16 protein-coding genes are annotated in these 18,245 nt (G+C 35.6%); 6 read left to right on the forward strand and 10 right to left on the reverse strand.

The features are described from left to right. Nucleotides 1-149 precede the first annotated feature (149 nt). The 3 genes from J1905_RS10725 to J1905_RS10735 are packed head-to-tail and all read right to left on the reverse strand — an operon-like array spanning nt 150 to nt 2,078. Nucleotides 150-959 (reverse strand): phosphatidate cytidylyltransferase, encoded by an 810-nt coding sequence (locus tag J1905_RS10725; protein ID WP_214227258.1) that lies wholly within the window; start codon nt 957-959, stop codon nt 150-152. After that, nucleotides 959-1,165 carry a putative signal transducing protein gene (locus J1905_RS10730; protein ID WP_173089634.1) on the reverse strand — a complete coding sequence of 69 codons (207 nt, stop codon included), beginning with the start codon at nt 1,163-1,165 and terminating at the stop codon, nt 959-961. The genes J1905_RS10725 and J1905_RS10730 overlap by 1 nt, the downstream gene beginning before the upstream one ends. After that, nucleotides 1,146-2,078, reverse strand: a complete 933-nt coding sequence (locus J1905_RS10735; protein ID WP_214227259.1) for a CPBP family intramembrane glutamic endopeptidase — start codon at nt 2,076-2,078, stop codon at nt 1,146-1,148. Before J1905_RS10735 ends, J1905_RS10730 begins: the two co-directional genes overlap by 20 nt. A 53-nt stretch (nt 2,079-2,131) precedes the next feature. Between J1905_RS10735 and dusB the strand changes: the two genes are divergently transcribed. Further along, nucleotides 2,132-3,139, forward strand: coding sequence for a tRNA dihydrouridine synthase DusB (gene dusB / locus J1905_RS10740; RefSeq protein WP_214227260.1), 1,008 nt, complete (start codon nt 2,132-2,134; stop codon nt 3,137-3,139). Nucleotides 3,140-3,173: 34 nt separating this feature from the next. Then, complete coding sequence (apaG, locus tag J1905_RS10745) at nt 3,174-3,560, forward strand: Co2+/Mg2+ efflux facilitator ApaG/CorD (RefSeq protein WP_214227261.1); 387 nt, start codon at nt 3,174-3,176, stop codon at nt 3,558-3,560. Here the strand turns inward: apaG and J1905_RS10750 are convergent. Further along, entirely contained in the window at nt 3,557-4,252 is a 696-nt protein-coding gene (locus tag J1905_RS10750) for a zinc metallopeptidase (protein ID WP_214227262.1), read from the reverse strand. The genes apaG and J1905_RS10750 overlap by 4 nt on opposite strands. An 85-nt stretch (nt 4,253-4,337) precedes the next feature. Here J1905_RS10750 and J1905_RS10755 point away from each other — a divergent pair, with 85 nt between their 5' ends. Both J1905_RS10755 and J1905_RS10760 read left to right on the forward strand, forming a co-directional pair. After that, nucleotides 4,338-5,477, forward strand: a complete 1,140-nt coding sequence (locus J1905_RS10755; RefSeq protein ID WP_214227263.1) for an NAD(P)/FAD-dependent oxidoreductase — start codon at nt 4,338-4,340, stop codon at nt 5,475-5,477. A 71-nt stretch (nt 5,478-5,548) separates the two neighbouring features. Next, nucleotides 5,549-6,874, forward strand: coding sequence for a DNA recombination protein RmuC (locus tag J1905_RS10760; RefSeq protein ID WP_214227264.1), 1,326 nt, complete (start codon nt 5,549-5,551; stop codon nt 6,872-6,874). Here J1905_RS10760 and thiL read toward each other — a convergent pair. Both thiL and nadA read right to left on the reverse strand, forming a co-directional pair. Further along, on the reverse strand, nt 6,869-7,909 hold the full coding sequence (gene thiL / locus J1905_RS10765) for a thiamine-phosphate kinase (RefSeq protein WP_173089627.1): 1,041 nt from the start codon (nt 7,907-7,909) through the stop codon (nt 6,869-6,871). The genes J1905_RS10760 and thiL overlap by 6 nt on opposite strands. A 65-nt stretch (nt 7,910-7,974) precedes the next feature. Next, entirely contained in the window at nt 7,975-8,967 is a 993-nt protein-coding gene (nadA, locus tag J1905_RS10770) for a quinolinate synthase NadA (RefSeq protein WP_173089626.1), read from the reverse strand. A gap of 505 nt (nt 8,968-9,472) precedes the next feature. Between nadA and nadB the strand changes: the two genes are divergently transcribed. Both nadB and J1905_RS10780 read left to right on the forward strand, forming a co-directional pair. Further along, the gene (gene nadB, locus J1905_RS10775) at nt 9,473-11,059 is read left to right on the forward strand and encodes an L-aspartate oxidase (protein ID WP_214227265.1); all 1,587 of its coding nucleotides are present in this window, start codon (nt 9,473-9,475) and stop codon (nt 11,057-11,059) included. Between the two features lie 2 nt (nt 11,060-11,061). Beyond that, nucleotides 11,062-11,571: a gamma carbonic anhydrase family protein gene (locus tag J1905_RS10780; RefSeq protein ID WP_214227266.1), complete on the forward strand. Its 510-nt coding sequence runs from the start codon at nt 11,062-11,064 to the stop codon at nt 11,569-11,571. Nucleotide 11,572: 1 nt separating this feature from the next. On the opposite strand, the gene J1905_RS10785 is transcribed toward J1905_RS10780, so the two are convergent. The 4 genes from J1905_RS10785 to ybeY form a co-directional block, all read right to left on the reverse strand. Beyond that, nucleotides 11,573-13,201 (reverse strand): Ig-like domain-containing protein, encoded by a 1,629-nt coding sequence (locus tag J1905_RS10785; RefSeq protein WP_214227267.1) that lies wholly within the window; start codon nt 13,199-13,201, stop codon nt 11,573-11,575. 143 nt (nt 13,202-13,344) lie between these two features. Then, a complete protein-coding gene (gene mnmG, locus J1905_RS10790) occupies nt 13,345-15,207 on the reverse strand; it encodes a tRNA uridine-5-carboxymethylaminomethyl(34) synthesis enzyme MnmG (protein ID WP_214227268.1) in 1,863 nt (620 codons plus the stop codon). A gap of 331 nt (nt 15,208-15,538) precedes the next feature. After that, nucleotides 15,539-17,401: an ABC-F family ATP-binding cassette domain-containing protein gene (locus J1905_RS10795; RefSeq protein ID WP_214227269.1), complete on the reverse strand. Its 1,863-nt coding sequence runs from the start codon at nt 17,399-17,401 to the stop codon at nt 15,539-15,541. A gap of 398 nt (nt 17,402-17,799) precedes the next feature. Beyond that, nucleotides 17,800-18,234, reverse strand: a complete 435-nt coding sequence (ybeY, locus tag J1905_RS10800) for an rRNA maturation RNase YbeY (protein WP_214227270.1) — start codon at nt 18,232-18,234, stop codon at nt 17,800-17,802. Nucleotides 18,235-18,245: the final 11 nt, after the last annotated feature.

Below are 18,245 nucleotides of genomic sequence, written 5' to 3' on the forward strand. Positions count from 1 at the left end.
TCAAAGTCCATGTTGAGTCCATGTCGAGTCCATGTTTTTCCGATAAATACACGGACTTGATATAGTTTTAATATTTTGACATTATGAAATTATATTCCAATACGTTTAAACCGCTTTTAAGCACGGTATTAATGGCAACCAAGAAATAATTAACGAACTATCAGGTACAGGTAAGTGTAAACTACCGGAGCGGCAATCAAGAGACCATCAAATCTGTCTAGTAGACCACCATGGCCTGGTAAAAATGTACCCGAATCCTTAACGTCAAGGCTTCGTTTCAGCATAGACTCAACAAGATCTCCAAGCGTACCGAAACTTGCGATTAAAAGTGCCATTCCGGCCCAAATCCAGCTGCTTATTTCTGTAAATTGTAATGAGATAAGGTACGAGGCCAATACGGCTGTAAACATTCCTCCAAAGAAACCTTCCCATGATTTTTTAGGAGAATGGCGTTCAAAAAGACGTGTTTTTCCGAATTTCATACCAAACAGGTACGCGCCTGTATCGTTTGCCCAAAGCATCAGCAAAAAGGCCAGGGGTAAATGGAAGCTATATTCGGGGCTGTTAACCAAAAAACCAAGCGAATAAAAGAAACAAAACGGCGTTGTAACGTACACAAAGCCTACAAAAGTGTAAGATATATTGGCAAAAGGGATTTTTGCCTTTTTATACAGTTCGCTAATAAATACCGAAAATAACAACGGCACTAAAAGCAACATGTATTTGGTTTCAAACTGTAGATAATGGTATCCTGCAGTCATTAAAAAGATTAATGTGGCAGCAAAAAGAGCAATATTTCTATGTGGTCTTATTCCGGCAGTTTTAATCAGTTTAAAGAATTCCAGTAAGGCTGCAAGGCTCAATAACAGATAAAAAATAGTAAATGTGTAACCACCTAAAAAGATGGAACCCAGCATCACGATAGTAAAAAAGAAAGCGGTTATTGCTCTGGTTTTCATTAAATATTGTTTTCTAAAATGTATTGCTTCGCCTGGTCCAGATGATCTGGATGTACAAGGACTGATAATATGCCAAACGACGTGTAAGATGAATCCTTTTTGTTTAAAACCACTGCATCTATATCTATTGCCATTAGTCCTTGTTTAAGAATTTCTGCCTGAAATTGGTCTTCTGTTTCGTAAACTTTAATCCAGTTGCTGTTCATATGATTTTGAAGTTTTAGTTTTAAAATAGTTGAATACCAGAATTGTTAAAATAAAACTAAACAGGTATCCGTACCAGGCAAAATGACTTGTATTGTCTGCTTCAGACAAAGGTATATTGTTTTTTTGCATATACCATGCTGCACATACTGCATAAGCATTATTTAAAAAGTGAGCCAGCATTGCATACCATAAACTGCCACTAAAATAATAGATGTATCCGAAGCCTGCACCCAATAATAAGCGTGGTAAAAAGCCATAAAACTGTAAGTGAATAGCACTAAAAAGAAATGCAGAAGCCCAGATTGCAGCATGTGGATTATTAAAAATTCTTCCGAAGGAGCGTTGCACGGCCCCTCTGAACATCAATTCTTCGGCTATGCCTGGTAATAAGGCTATTAGAAAAAGATTAGCTATCAACTCGTTGATATGTTGCATTTTTAAGAGTAATAATGTGGTTCGCATAGCCTCATCCTCTTTCTGTCTCATCCAGCTTTCTATAGACTGTAGGAAATCAGGAAGTGTCATTTTCTGATTAATTACCGCTGTCCATTCCATAAACGGCATCGAAACCATCATAATTAAAAAGACTAAAAACAACAGGCTTGCCTCTGTTTTTTTAAAGCCATAAAACACATTTATTTTCTTTTTTTCGGTTATAGCTAAAAACAAAGGAGGAGCTAAAAACAATCCTACTGATTGCGCTATTAGCAGAATTTGCAATGCAGGTCGGTATTTTTCTTCGCCACCTGAAAGTATTACCGGATTGGTAAGCGCTCCAAATCCATACATGGCAACTATAATGGCAAGTCCAATAAGTAAAAAAATAAAAATACCTGCTACTGCGTATCCCAAGAGCATAAGTAGCTGCGTATAAGGACTATTTTCGTCTTGTTGCTTTTGTATGAAACTCATTATTTTGATTATTTGTACCTTTGCAGCTTGAAATTTGCATTGAAGATAGAAAAATGTCTGTAAAGATAGGAAATATTGACCTGGGAGAGTTCCCTTTATTGCTTGCACCGATGGAAGATGTGAGCGATCCTCCTTTTCGTTTTGTTTGTAAACAAAGCGGGGTAGACATGATGTATACCGAATTTATTTCGTCGGAAGGATTAATCAGAGACGCTGCAAAAAGCAGGGCTAAGCTTGATATTTTCGAGTATGAGCGTCCTATTGGGATACAAATATTTGGAAGTGAGATTGAGCACATGAGAGAGGCTACTGAAATTGCTACTCTGGCTAAGCCTGATCTGATGGACATTAATTATGGTTGTCCGGTTAAAAACGTTGCTTGCAGAGGTGCGGGAGCTAGTTTGCTTCAGGATATCGACAAGATGGTTAAAATGACAGAAGCTGTAGTAAAAGCTACACATTTGCCTGTAACGGTTAAAACCAGATTGGGCTGGGACGACAATACCAAAAATGTTGAAGAGGTTGCAGAAAGATTGCAAGATATTGGTATTCAAGCTTTAACTATCCATGGTAGAACCAGGGCTCAGCTGTACAAAGGTGAGGCAGACTGGTCACTTATCAGACAAATTAAAAGAAATCCACGTATAAAAATACCAATATTTGGTAATGGTGATGTGGACAGCATACAAAAAGCAGCAGACTGGAGATTGGAATATGAGATTGACGGGATCATGATTGGCCGTGCTGCTATTGGTTATCCTTGGATATTCAGGGAAATAAGACACTTTTTTAATACAGGTGAAATATTAGCAGGACCAAGTGTTGAAGAACGCGTAAATGTTTGCAGAACTCATTTTGAGAAGTCAATTGCATGGAAAGGGCCTAAAGTGGGTGTATTCGAAATGAGACGCCACTATGCCAATTATTTTAAGGGTTTACCGGATTTTAAACCTTATAGAATGCTGTTAGTCAAAGAAGATAACATAGAAACTATCCATAGTATCTTAGATGAAGTGGCAGATAAATATCATAACGTTGTCCCTGTTGGGGAAATGGCTTGATTTTTGAAAAACAATTAGTGTAAATAAAATTGTAATGGTTACAGCAATAACAGAAGGTGTTAAAATTTCGGTAGAAACAGTGTATCAGGATGAATATTCAAATCCTGGAAATGATCACTACGTTTTTGCTTATCGAATCACTATTGAAAACCTCTCAGATTACGCAATACAGCTTAAAAGACGCCAATGGTTGATTTTTGATTCCAGCGGTACTCAAAGAGAAGTAGAAGGCGAGGGTGTTGTCGGTTTACAGCCTGTAATTCAGCCTGGAAAGAGTCATTCATACGTTTCAGGGTGCAATTTAACTACTGACATGGGTACGATGGCCGGAAGCTATTTAATGGCTCGTTTGGTTGATGATACTGAATTTACTGTTAGTATTCCTAAATTTAGTTTAATTGCTGATTACAGATTAAATTAACCTTTTTGTCTGCCAAATAGTACGGAAACAAAATAGATTAGATTAGTCATAGCACCTAATGCTGCTACCACATAAGTCATGGCGGCCCACCAAAGTGCATCTTTCGCCTGAATATTTTCTTCGGATGTATAAAGCACCTCTTTATTGTTTTTAAGCCACATTAGCGCTCTTCTGCTAGCATCAAACTCCACTGGTAGTGTGATTACACTAAAAATGGTAATTAGCGTTAATCCTGCCACGCCAATGGTTAAAACAAAAGGATTAAAAGTAAATGCTATTAGCAAAACTCCCAATATCAATACCCATTGTAAGAGGTTAGAAGTGATACTTACCAAAGGAACCATACTGGTTCTAAGGTTTAACCAGCTGTATGATTTAGCCTGCTGTAAAGCATGGCCACACTCATGAGCGGCAACTGCTGCTGCTGCAACACTACGCCCATAATAAACATCTGTACTTAGGTTAACTGTTTTATCTGATGGATTATAATGATCTGACAATTGTCCATCGGTACTCATCACCCTCACATCAAATATCCCGTTGTCGTGCAGCATCTTCTCTGCTACTTCCTTTCCCGAAAATCCCGAATTCAATTGCGTTTCCGCATATTTTGAAAATTTACTTCTAAATCTCCACTGTACGAACATGCTTAATATTAGAACCGGGATTATTAAAAACAAATAAATTCCCATTATTTTAGTTTTGTTTACTAATTGTTTTTAATCAAAAACTGTTCCCAATTGACCTGAAAATCAAAAAATAACATAATTTTATATTATGTCTGCATTCATTTCTTATTGGGAAAAAAAGCACTTCTTTAATTATGATATCATCATCATAGGAAGCGGAATTGTGGGCCTTAATGCGGCTATTTGCTTAAAAACTGAATCACCAAATTTAAGTGTTGCTGTATTGGAAAGAGGCTTTCTACCTTCAGGAGCAAGCACAAAGAATGCAGGCTTTGCTTGTTTTGGAAGTGTTTCTGAACTGATAGAGCAGGAGAAAATTATAGGAACTACTGGTTTATATAATTTAATTGATAAACGATGGAATGGTTTGTTAAAGCTCCGTAAACTATTAGGAGACAGCTCTATCTCGTACCATAATTATGGTGGTTATGAATTATTTAAGCCATTAGAAAATGAATTATCTTCATTGTGTGTGCGTAAAATTGGGCATTACAACAATATTTTAAAAGAAATATCAGGTAAAGAGGATGTTTTTAAAACTGCACCTCATAGAATTGCTGAATTTGGCTTTAAAGGCGTTGATGTGCTTTTAGAAAATACTCTAGAGGCTCAAATTGATCCCGGAAAAATGATGCTTGGCCTGCTTGGTAAGGCAAGGGAAATGGGTATAGTTGCTTTTAATTCTTGCTTAGTAACTGAGTTGAAAGAAGAAGAAGATAGGCAAATAATTATTACTCCTGATGGTAATTTTAGTTGTAAAAGAGTGCTTCTATGTAATAATGCCTTTATAAAAGACTTGCTTCCATCATTAGATATTGTCCCTGGAAGAGGGCAGGTAATTATTACTAAACCTATAAAGGATTTAAAAATAAAAGGCACTTTTCATTACGATAAAGGTTATTATTATTTTAGAAATATAGATGGTAGAGTGCTTCTAGGTGGGGGTAGAAACCTCGATTTTAAAGCAGAAGAAACTACAGAATTTGGTAATACTGAATTTGTTCAAAATGTCTTGATAAAATTATTATCGGAAGTAATTTTACCTGATCATTCTTTTGAAATAGAACAAAGCTGGAGTGGTATAATGGCCTTTGGATCTTCGATTGATCCTATAATTAAAGCTGTAAAACCCAATGTTTTCTGTGCTGTAAGGTGTAATGGAATGGGAATTGCCATGGGTACTCAAACCGGAGAAGATGCCGCCAGGCTTGTTCTAGATTCTCTATAATCCAATAAATAAATTACTATTTATTTTTGCATTTTAAAGTTATTATGGTCACTTTTGATAACAATATTAGTATGGAAATAACAGGAATAGTATTATTAGTTGTCATCTTAGTAGCCCTCATTTTTTTATTATTTAAAAAACCGGCGGCTAATCAAAATCACATTGCTCTTTTAGAGCTAAAGGAACTTGAACACCAAAAATCATTGAATTGGTTAAAGGAAGAAAAGTTGAAAATGGAAGATGAACTGAATGATCTTCGACTCAATTATATGAATGAGCACAGCAAAGTTATTAAAGCTGAAGAATCACTTATTGCACAACGCGAAAAACAGATTGAACAGGATAAATATATTGCCGAACTGCAACAAAGATTTAAACTGGAATTTGAAAATATAGCCAATAAAGTTCTTGAAGAAAAAACAGCAAGATTTACTGAACAGAACCGCACCAATCTTGATATTATTTTAAACCCATTTAAAGAAAACATCAAGGCTTTTGAAGAGAAAGTTGATAAGGTTTACAAATCTGAATCTGACGAGAGAAATATTTTAAAGGGCGTGATCTCTCAATTAATGGATCAGACCAAGCAAATTCAGGAAGATGCTAATAATTTAACCAAGGCGCTTAAAGGTGATAATAAAAAGCAAGGAAACTGGGGCGAGGTAATACTTGAACGTGTTCTGGAAAGATCTGGTTTAGTAAAGGATAGAGAGTACAGGATACAAACTAGTTTAAGCTCTTCTGATGGGGGTAGGATGCAACCGGATGTTATTATTGACCTTCCGGACGATAAACATATAATAATCGATTCTAAGGTATCGTTATTGGCTTATGAGCGTTTGGTTACTTCGGAGACTGATGAAGATAAAGAACTGCATTTAAAACAGCATCTTATTTCTATTAAAACTCATATACAAGGCTTATCTGCTAAGAATTACCATGAACTTTATCAGATCAATTCTCCTGATTTTGTATTGCTTTTTATACCTATAGAATCTTCTTTTGGTATTGCTGTTCAACAAGATGCAGAGCTTTTTAATTATGCCTGGGACAGAAAAGTGGTGATTGTAAGTCCTTCTACTTTGTTGGCTACTTTACGTACAATTGCAAGTATTTGGAAACAGGAAAGACAGAATAGAAATGTACTTGAAATTGCTCGTTTAAGTGGTAATATGTATGATAAATTCGTTGGCTTTTTAACTGATATGGAGGGTATTGGAAAAAATATTAAGCAAAGCCAGGATGCTTATGATAAGGCTTTAAATAAACTTTCTACAGGTTCAGGAAATCTTTCTACTACTTCTGAGAAAATCAAGAAATTAGGTGCCAAAGCTACTAAGCAGATTGACACCAAATTTCTGGATGCTACCTTATCCGAAGAGGAAGATAGCTTATAATTTAAATGCATTCCATCCTTGTGCTTTTAATTCGTGCACAACATTGGATTTAGAGATCATTTTACAACCTGAATTTTTATCTGTAATGTGGCCAATAATGGTAATATCCACATCGTTTTTTAACTTAGGATAGTCTTCTTGTTTAATAGTAAATAGCAATTCATAATCTTCGCCACCACTTAAAGCACAAACCGTAGGATCTAAGCCTAATTCACGTGCTGTTTCATAAGTCATTGGATCAATTGGAATTTTTTCTTCGTAAAGGTTACATCCTTTTTCTGATTGTTGACAGAGGTGTAGTATTTCGGAAGCTAAGCCATCAGATACATCAATCATTGATGTTGGTTTTATTTCCATTTGGGCTAAAAGATCAACAATATCTCTTCTTCCTTCAGGTTTTAACTGACGTTCAATAATGTAATCTTTACCTTCTAAATCTGGTTGAATATTAGGATTTTCCAAGAAAATTAGCTTCTCTCTTTCTAAGATTTGCATACCAACGTAAGCACCTCCTAAATCTCCTGAAACACATAAAAGATCGCCTTCACCGGCTCCATTTCTATAAACAACATCGTCTTTATCAGCATAACCAATACTCGTTACACTAATCACCAATCCCTGTTTACTTGCAGAAGTATCACCACCAATAAGATCAATATTGAATTTATTGCAGGCAAGTTCAATTCCTTTATAAATTTCTTCTACTGCCTCTAATGGAAATTTGCTCGACAAGCCAACAGAAACTGTCACCTGAGTTGCGATACCATTCATAGCGTAAATGTCGCTTAGGTTCACTTGTACGGCTTTATATCCTAAATGCATCAGGGGCACGTAAGCCAAATCAAAATGTATTCCTTCAAGCAAAAGATCTGTAGAAATCAGTACTTGTTTATCTTTAAAATTTAATACTGCAGCATCGTCTCCAATGCCTTTTATACTGCTCTCATGTCTTATTTTGAAAGTATCTGTTAAATGCTTAATCAGCCCAAATTCTCCCAACTCTGAAATATCAGTTCTTTCTTTATTCTCAAACATTATATTGTTGTTTTACAGTAAATTAACATAGTTATCAACATTAATTTTCAGCAAAATTTGCGCTCTTACAAGCCCAAATTTGCAGAAATCTCAAGCATTCTTTCAATAGGTTTTCTTGCCCTTACAATGATATCTTCCGGCACTGTTACCTCAGGACTTTCATTTTTTAAGCACAAATAAAGTTTTTCTAAAGTGTTTCTTTTCATATAAGGACAATCATTGCATGCACAATTGTTGTTTGGTGGTGCGGGAATGAAGGTTTTTGTAGGGTTTGCCTTCTCCATTTGATGAATAATACCACTTTCTGTTGCTACAATGAATTCCTGAGCGTCGCTATTGATAGAATATTTTAATAATCCTGTTGTAGAGCCAATATAATCAGCCATTTTTAGCACAGCTTCTTCACATTCCGGGTGCGCAATAAATTTTGCATTAGGATGGCGCTCTTTTAGCTTGGTTATTTTCTCTCTTGAAAATATTTCGTGCACCATACACGCTCCATTCCACAACACAAGGTCTCTTCCGGTCTTTTTTGCTACCCAGGCACCTAGATTTTTATCTGGTCCGAAGATAATTTTCTGATCTTTTGGTAAACTTTCAACAATTTGAACGGCATTTGTGGACGTACAAACGATGTCACTCAATGCCTTCAGTTCTGCTGTACAGTTTACGTAGGTAATAACCAGGTGATCAGGGTATTTTTCTTTAAATTTCTTAAATAAATGCGGTGGACAACTATCTGCTAATGAGCAACCTGCCTTTACATCTGGTAATAAAACTTTTTTACTAGGAGAAAGAATTTTAGCAGTCTCTGCCATAAAATGTACCCCGGCAAAAACAATGATATCTGCCTCAGTTTTAGCAGCTTCCTGAGAAAGTCCTAAACTATCTCCAATATAGTCTGCTATATCCTGAATATCAGGCTCCTGGTAGTAATGAGCCAATATTATCGCATTCTTTTCCTTTTTTAATTTTTCAATTTCCTCAAAAAGGTCAAGTGTGGGATCGATCTTTTCATCTACAAAACCTTTTCTGTTAATTTCCTCTAAGGTGTCCATTTTAATGAGTTGATATTTTCTTTTTAATGTTTCGTTTTTTAATGAAGTACAAAGAACAGGATAAATTTTAATTATCTGTTTTGGAACTTTTGTAAATGTACGGAGCTTTCAACACTTCAATAAATTATAATTATTTAATATAAATAGATTTCTATTGTTTATTAGTGTGTTAGTATTGTTTAAAAGTACTTCAAAAAAATGCGTTTTTATGACTTATTAATAACTTATTAACATTTATATTACATTTTTAACAAAAATATAGACTGATTTACAACGATATATTAATTGAAGCTAAAACTTATCAATACGAATATGTTTATTGTTAGTTGGTGAATAAAAAGTTAATAACCCTAGTGTTTATGCTTAAAAATAAGTTAAAATATTGTGTCGAATTATCATTTTAGCTTAGCTTTAAACATTCAAATAAAATTGTTCTATTTATTTAGACAAGTAGTTAACAATTATATCAACGTTGTTAACAAAGTAGTGGAAATAACACATTTTAATGAGAAAAGTAGATTTTTTGGTCATAGGATCGGGTATTGCTGGTTTGAGCTTTGCATTGAAGGCAGCTAAACATGGTAAGGTATTAATTGTAACTAAGTCAAATGAGGACGAATCCAATACAAAATATGCCCAGGGTGGAGTTGCTGTAGTTGTTGATAAAGATGATTCTTTTGAGAAACATATAGAAGATACTCTGATTGCCGGCGACGGTTTATGTGATAAACATATTGTAGAAGTAGTTGTTACTGAGGGGCCTCAGCGTATACAAGAGATCATTGACTATGGGACAAATTTTGATAGGGATGGTGCCGGCGTATATGATTTAGCTAAAGAGGGTGGGCATTCTGAACACCGTGTTTTGCACTATAAAGATGTAACAGGCTATGAAATCGAAAGTGTGTTATTAAAGCAGATTCATCAGAATGATAACATAGAGATATTAACACATTACTTCTGTTTAGAGTTAATTACCCAACATCATCAGGGTATACATGTTGATAAAGGTAGTGAAGATATTAACTGTTATGGTATATATGCCTTTAATACAGAGCTTAACGATGTGGAAAAGATACTGGCAAATGTGACTATCATGGCTTCTGGTGGTGCCGGACACATCTATTCTAGCACAACAAATCCAGTTATTGCAACGGGTGATGGAATGGCGATGGTTTATAGAGCAAAAGGAAAAGTTAGGAATATGGAGTTTATTCAGTTCCATCCAACAGCTTTATACAACCCTGGGGAGTATCCTGCCTTCTTAATTTCAGAGGCTGTTCGTGGTTTTGGAGGAGTACTTAGAAGGAAGAATGGTGATGAATTTATGTACGAATATGATAAGCGTGGATCATTAGCACCGAGGGATATTGTGGCGAGAGCTATAGATGCTGAAATGAAAAAATCGGGCGAGGATTTCGTTTATCTTGACATTAGAAATAGAAAAAAGGCTGATATTTTGGCTCATTTCCCTAATATATATGCTAAATGTTTATCTATAGGTATAGATATGACAAAGGATATTATACCGGTTACTCCAGCTGCTCATTACATGTGTGGTGGTATATTGGTTGATGAGTTTGGAAGATCGACTATAAAGAATTTATATGCTTGTGGAGAGTGTTCTTCTACAGGTTTACATGGTGCCAATAGATTGGCTTCTAATTCGTTACTGGAAGCTCCTGTTTTTGCACATCGTATATTTGAACATGCGGTAGCTCATTTTAAGGATAATGTGATTCCTGATAATATTCCGGAATGGAATGATCATGGAGTTACACAGTCAAATGAGGATATATTGGTTACTCATAATTTGAGAGAAACTCAGAAATTGATGAGTGATTATGTGGGTATTGTTCGTTCTGATTTCAGGTTAGAACGGGCTATGAGACGCCTGTATTTGTTGTATCAGGAAACTGAAGATTTCTATAAAGGAAACAAGGTTTCTGTAAAACTTTGCGAGCTGAGAAATGTTATTCAAGTTGCTTTTATTGTTATAAAATCGGCAATGGCTAGAAAGGAGAGTAGAGGACTTCATTTTACCACTGATTATCCTAAACATTTAGAACAATTAACCGATACAATTTTTTAATTATGCCAGTTATATTACCAGTTAAAGACGTACATCCTAAGTGGGATGAAAATTGTTTTATTGCTCCAAATGCCACTATAGTAGGAGATGTGGTTATGGGTAAAAATTGCTCTGTTTGGTTTAATGCAGTGATTAGAGGAGATGTAAATAGTATTACTATTGGTAATGACAGCAACATTCAGGATGGTGCTGTTATTCACGCTACGTATTTAAAAGCAGCTACAAAAATAGGAAATAGAGTATCCGTTGGACACAATGCAATCGTTCATGGTTGTACTTTGTACGACCATATATTGGTTGGTATGGGTGCTATTATAATGGACAATGCTATCGTTGAAGATTATACCATTATTGCTGCCGGAGCGGTTGTTTTGGAGAATACTCATTGCGAAAGTGGCTTTATTTATGCCGGAACTCCTGCAAAAAAAATAAAGCCCATTACTGATGAGCAAAGGGCTTTATTAAACAAGTTGCCAGATAATTACATTATGTATTCTGACTGGTTCAGATAGTTTATTCTTTAGGAATAGTAATTGTTTCATTTCTTTCCCAGTTTGGCCTTATGGATAGTTCTTTAGGCTCATTCCATATCTTTTCAGGTTGTAAGCCAAGGGGCACGTTACCTGTGTCCCATACACCATTTTTATTGGTGTCGTAAGTTATCCTTATGAAATATTTTCCGCCTTTGTAATTGCTGAAAGTTACTGTAGTATCTTGTTTTACCACTATAGTGTTTACTAGATTTTTGTTGCCATCGATAATGTCTAGAATATAGCTTTTCTGTTTTTCAGGAGGTACAATCTTAACTTTTAACGTTCCATAATCGTCTTTTTTACCAAGCTCCAAAGTTGTCTTTATTTCTTTATTTTGAGTCTTAAAAATGGCTGTAAATGCACCAGGAGCAAACTTAATATCATAGATAGTTTTTTGCTTCCAGGCATGCCTGAAATAGAAAGAGAGATGATCTAGACTATCTTTAGTTACAGTGAAATTTTTGTTATCTACAGAGTCTTCTAATAGGGTTATCTTACTGGCATCAAAACTTTCTATCGGAAAGTTGAAAGTGAATTTTAATGTTCTGCCTGGAGGTAATGCACGATTATCAAGGTTATTTATTGCTGTTAATGTTCTGGTATAGGTTTCTTTTTTACCCCTTGTAAGCGTTGATGTTTGAAGTAATTTACCGTTTTCTTTTATACTTATTTTGGTTGAATCAAAGCTTAAATCGGTAAGCCAAATTTTTAATGAATCGTTGTTTTTGCTAAATTTGAATTTTTTTGGTGCATCTAAAGCAGGGGGATCTATTACCACAACTTCGGGGTTTTTTAGCTTTTGGTTAAAGGTAAATGTTATACTTCCATCAGGATTTAAACGCTTGTCTAAGATTCTAAATGCTGTTGCATCTTCTCTAAATAACTTTACATTCACACTATCCATTTTTTTGGTTAGAACTATAGAGTCCTTTATAAAACCAATATCTTCTGTACCTTGTTGATAGATTTTATCGCCATTTTTCTCTTTTAAAACGTACAATTTGTAGGTATCACTTCTTAAATTATTTAAGCTATAATAACCGCTACTATCTGTTAATGTATATATTGAGGGTTTTCCTTTACCAAAAAGCGTATCTCTGTTTAGTGGAAGGATGAAAGCAACTGCATCTAGCTCCGGCTCTCCTGTTAATGAATTTGTAACTTTCCCTTTGATCGATAATGAATCCAGCTTTGGACCTGTAGAGAATACATAAGTTAAATTTTTAACCGGATTGGATTCGTTCACGTCAGCAATAGCTTTTCCGAAATTTAAAGTATAGGTGGTATTTTTTTCCAGACTATCTGGAAAGGTGATTTCTAATTTTTTTCCTTTCGTTTTTAAAACTGGAGGTTTAGGCATTTCCGGTGAAACAGAAAACTCTTTAAACTCATTCTGTATCTTAAAATATTCGTCAAATTCAATGACAACTTTTTTGGCTGTGAAATTTGTAGTCAGATCTTTTGGTTCCATTTTTAAAACCTTAGGTGGGGTAGTGTCTCTTGGACCTCCCTGGGGCTGTTGAATACTTGCACAGCTATAAATTAAGGCAATTAGTAAAAATAGAGCTGTGAAATTTCTTATTAAAACTATGTTGGTGTTATTAGCCATTTATATGAGTTGTATTGAAATTGAACCTTTTTTTAATGGATATTATTAAAACTTTTTAAAAGTGTCTTAAATCGCCTTAAAATAAGTCTGTTTTTAAGACACTCTATTGGTATTTAAATTATTATTATACAGTTAGTTACGTCTTATTTGCTGATATGAACCATTAGAACTGATATATCGGATGGCGAAACTCCTGAAATTCGGGATGCCTGACCAAGAGTTCTTGGTTTTATCTTCAATAATTTTTCTCTGGCCTCTTTTGATAAAGATACTAATTGTGAATAGTCAAAATTTGGATTGATGTCTTTGTCTTCCATCTTTTGCATTTTATTTACAATTTCCTGTTCTTTTTCAAAATAGCTTTCGTACTTGATTTTTATTTCAGCTTGCTCAATGGTTTCTTTATCGAACTGATCTAAGAACTCATTGAAGTTAGGATTAACAGTTCTTATGTCATTTATGCCAACTTGTGGGCGACTTAATAGGTTAAATACCTTAACCGTCTGATTTAGAGTACTTGTGCCTAATTCTTCTAAAAGGGCATTAGCTTGAACCATGTCAATTGCCTGTTTTTTAGAGAATTCGACAATTGCGTCAGAGTTTGCTACTTTTTTCTTTACAAGATCTAAGCGCTCGTCGTTTATTAAACCAAGACTGTGACCAATAGGGGAGAGTCTGATGTCTGCATTATCTTGTCTAAGCAAAAGTCTGTGTTCTGCTCTTGAAGTGAACATTCTATAAGGCTCTTCGGTTCCTTTAGTTACAAGGTCATCTATTAAAACACCAATATAGGATTCAGAACGTTTCATGATAAGTTCATGTTTGTCTTTTACCTTCTGATGTGCATTGATTCCGGCTATAAAACCCTGACTAGCAGCCTCTTCATATCCTGTAGTGCCATTTATTTGGCCTGCAAAGAACAGATTATGGATCAATTTAGTCTCAAGAGTTAACGACAATTGGGTAGGTGGAAAGTAGTCGTATTCTATGGCATATCCAGGTCTGAACATCTTGGCATTTTCAAATCCAGGTATCTTGGTTAGTGCTTTATACTGTACATCTTCAGGTAAGGAAGTAGAGAATCCATTAACGTATATCTCACAGGTATTCCATCCCTCAGGCTCTACAAATATTTGATGTCTTTCGCGCTCAGCAAACCTATTGATTTTATCTTCAATTGAAGGACAATATCTAGGACCTAATCCTTTGATGCGTCCTGTAAACATTGGAGACTTTTCGAATCCTTCTTTTAAGGTCTCATGAACTTCTGAGTTGGTATATGTAATCCAGCAACAGCGTTGTTCGGTTGGCCTGGCTACATTGGTATAGGAGAAGCGGCCAGGGTTTTCGTCGCCCCACTGTTCTTCCATTACACTGTAATTTAAAGAGCGGCCATCTATGCGGGGTGGGGTACCAGTTTTCATTCTGCCGGCTTCAAATCCTAACTCTGTAAGTTGTTCAGTTATTCCGGTTGCTGCCTTTTCTCCTGTGCGACCACCACCAAATTTCTTCTCTCCAACATGGATAACCCCATTTAAAAATGTGCCATTTGTAAGCACAACTGACTTGCTTTTTATCTCAACTCCTAGTGAAGTTTTAACTCCGATTACAGTGTTGTTTTTAATAATTAGACTGCTAACCATGTCTTGCCAGAAGTCTACATTTGGAGTGCGCTCTAAAGCTAAGCGCCATTCTTCTGCAAATCTTTTGCGATCATTTTGAGTTCTTGGGCTCCACATAGCCGGACCTTTTGAAAGGTTTAGCATACGAAATTGAAGAGTTGTCTTGTCGCTGATGATGCCAGAGTAGCCACCCATCGCGTCAATTTCTCTAACGATTTGTCCTTTTGCTACTCCACCCATTGCGGGATTGCAACTCATTTGTGCGATGGTTTCCATGTTCATTGTAATCAATAAAACAGAGGAGCCAAGGTTTGCTGCTGCTGCTGCAGCTTCACAACCTGCGTGTCCTGCACCGACAACAATTACATCATATTCATTAAACATAGCTTAGTATATTTTGTGTGTTCCACGTGAAACTCTGAGCTCTCTGGAGCGATTGTTTCACGTGGAACGTGTTTACAAAGATATTAATTAAAGATTCGTTAGGGCGCGTTAAATCGGCTCTAGTACGTGTGTTTAATTTTAAAATAGCGTTTAAAAAGGTCTTTTTAGGGGTGTTTGAGATAATTGATCCCTGTGTTGAATAAGTTCTTTTGATTTTTGAATCATGCGTGGAACCGCTGTTTGCACACAATGATTTAGCATTCGGCGAAGCTATTTCGACGGTGTTCAATTTTAAAAAACAGATTTCATTTATCCTTTTCATCGTCATTTTTTATTTTTCAGAAAGCGTTAACCATCTCTCCATTACAACATCCATTTCACTGTTTAAGCTTTCAATAGATTTGGTTACAGCTTGAATTTCGATATAATTAGCGCTGTCAATTTCTAAAAGGGATTGAGTTAGCTTTTCAACTTCAGATTCAATTTGAGGAATCCTTGATTCAAGATCTTCCAATTCTTTCTGCTCCTTGTAGCTTAATTTTTTTTGAGCAACTGGGGTAGGAGTAGAGATTTGAGTTTCTTTCTTTTTTACTTCTGGTTTTTCTTTTGCAGCATCAAGACTCAGTCTGTATTCTGAATAGTTTCCATTATAAATGGTTACCTCTCCGTTTCCTTCCATAATGAATAATTGCTCGCTCATCTTATCTAGCAAGTATCTATCATGGGAAACAAGAATTAATACACCAGGGAAGTTCTCAAGAAATTCTTCAAGCACATTTAACGTGTCGATATCAAGATCGTTTGTTGGCTCATCCAAAATTAGGAAATTTGGGTTTTGCATTAAGACTTTCATCAGGTGCAAACGTTTTTTTTCGCCCCCGCTTAATTTCTCAACCATGCCATGTTGTTTCTTCGGCGGGAAGAGGAATAAGGTTAAAAGTGCGGAAGCGGAGATCGTTTGTCCGTCTGCCATTTTAATATATTCGGCATCAGATTTTACAATATCAATAACACGTTCTTTTTCATTGAAGGCTAAACCCCCTTGTTTATAGTAACCATAAACAGTAGTTTCTCCTGTGCTAACTTTACCTTTTTCAGGTTTAAGAAAACCGGTGATGATATTTAATAATGTAGATTTTCCTGTTCCATTTTTACCGGCCAAGCCAATTCTATCTGCGCGTTTAAAAGTATAACTGAAATCGTTTATGATTTTTTTATCATCAAATGACTGACCGATATGATCTAACTCAAGAATTTTGTTTCCCTGACGTGCCATTTTTACATTTAAAGTAATGCTTTGATTGTCAGTTCTTTGCTTGGTTTTGCTGTCTAAGTCGTAAAATGCGTCAATTCTAGCTTGAGATTTAGTTCCGCGGGCCTGTGGCATCCTCCTCATCCACTCTAATTCTTTCTTTAAAAGATTTTTGTTCTTTTGAAAAGTGCTTTCGTCGGCAGCTTCTCTTTCAAATTTCTTTTCAAGGAAGTAAGCATAGTTGCCATTGTAGTTATATATTTTACCTCTATCTAGCTCAACGATTGTGTTACATACATTATCCAGGAAGTAACGATCATGCGTAACCAAAAGGATTGTTTTGTTCCCTGAGGTAAGCAATTTCTCTAACCATTCAATTGTATCTATATCCAAGTGATTGGTAGGCTCATCTAATACATAGATCTCAGGATCTTCTATAAGTAGTTTCGCTAACGCTAAGCGCTTTTTCTGTCCACCGGATAGGGTAGATATCTGCTGTTGCAAATGATTAATGCCCATTCGGCTTAAGATTGTTTTTATCTCATGCTCATATTCCCATGCATTGTGTTCGCTTAACTCTTCGTACAGGCGATTTAATGTTTTTTCGTCTGGGTTAGGGTCTTCAATTAGCTCTTCATATTCTTTTATGAGCTGTTGTTGTTTATTTTCTAGTGAAAAAATAAAGTCACTAATGGAATAACCGTCAGGAAATGAGGGCTCCTGATCAAGAAATCCGATTTTTACGGATTTATTCTTTACAATTTTTCCTTCCAATGGAGAAAATCTTTCGGCAAGAAGTTTTAACAAGGTGCTTTTTCCAGCACCGTTAATACCTACCAACGCAACGCGTTGCCCACTTTGGATTCCAAGGGTTAAGTTTTTAAATAGCCATTCGTCGTGATAAGCATGGCCTAAATTTTCGGCTGCAATAAGTGTGCTCAAAGTCTGTGTTTAACGATATTAGAGATAAGAAATTACTACAAAAGTAAGCAATAATTATTTGGTATGTAGTTGGTCCTATTTAATATAAAGGATTTTGATCTCCAACAAACATAAGTCTTAGTACTTAATGTAACAGAAAAGTTGCATAATGCTTAAGGAATAAAATTTAAAACAGATTTTGCAGACAAATAGCCCTAAAAAATGACATTTATAGCTTGCTTTGGCTGCAATAATTGTAGCAGTTCCAATGTCTTTATCAGAAAAGCATCAAAGCGCCTTAAAGGGCTTAAAAATGGCCTAAAATGGCCTTTACGTTTTTTAGTGAAAAATGAAGATTTGGTGCTCGTTTTTGACCGAAGAATCCGGCGATTTGATCAAAATATAATTTAGAATGAATCTTAAGAATTCGCTAGAAGAGCGAGGTAGTGATCTTCACGATCGGTCATCTTTGTTTTTGCTGCTTTGCCTTTGTCTTTGTATCCTAAAAGGTGAAGGGTTCCATGAATCATTACCCTACACAATTCTTGTTCGACAGTGTGCTTAAATGTTGCTGCGTTTTCCTTTATTCGCTCAATGCTTATAAATATGTCGCCTACAATCGTTTTAAGCTCTTCAGAGTTATCAAAAGTGATCACGTCAGTATAAGTGTCATGATTAAGATAATCCTGGTTTATACGCAATAAATATTCGTCTGAGCAGAGGATAAAATTTAATTCCTTTAACTGATACCCTTCTGCTTCAACAGCAGACTTAAGCCAATTCTTAATGATTGTCTTTTTTTTAACGGTATAATTGGTGTCTTCAGTAAAAAAATTAACGCTCGCTTTGCTCATCAGATCATAAA

This window comes from Pedobacter sp. B4-66 (assembly GCF_018492665.1).
Taxonomy (GTDB): domain Bacteria; phylum Bacteroidota; class Bacteroidia; order Sphingobacteriales; family Sphingobacteriaceae; genus Pedobacter.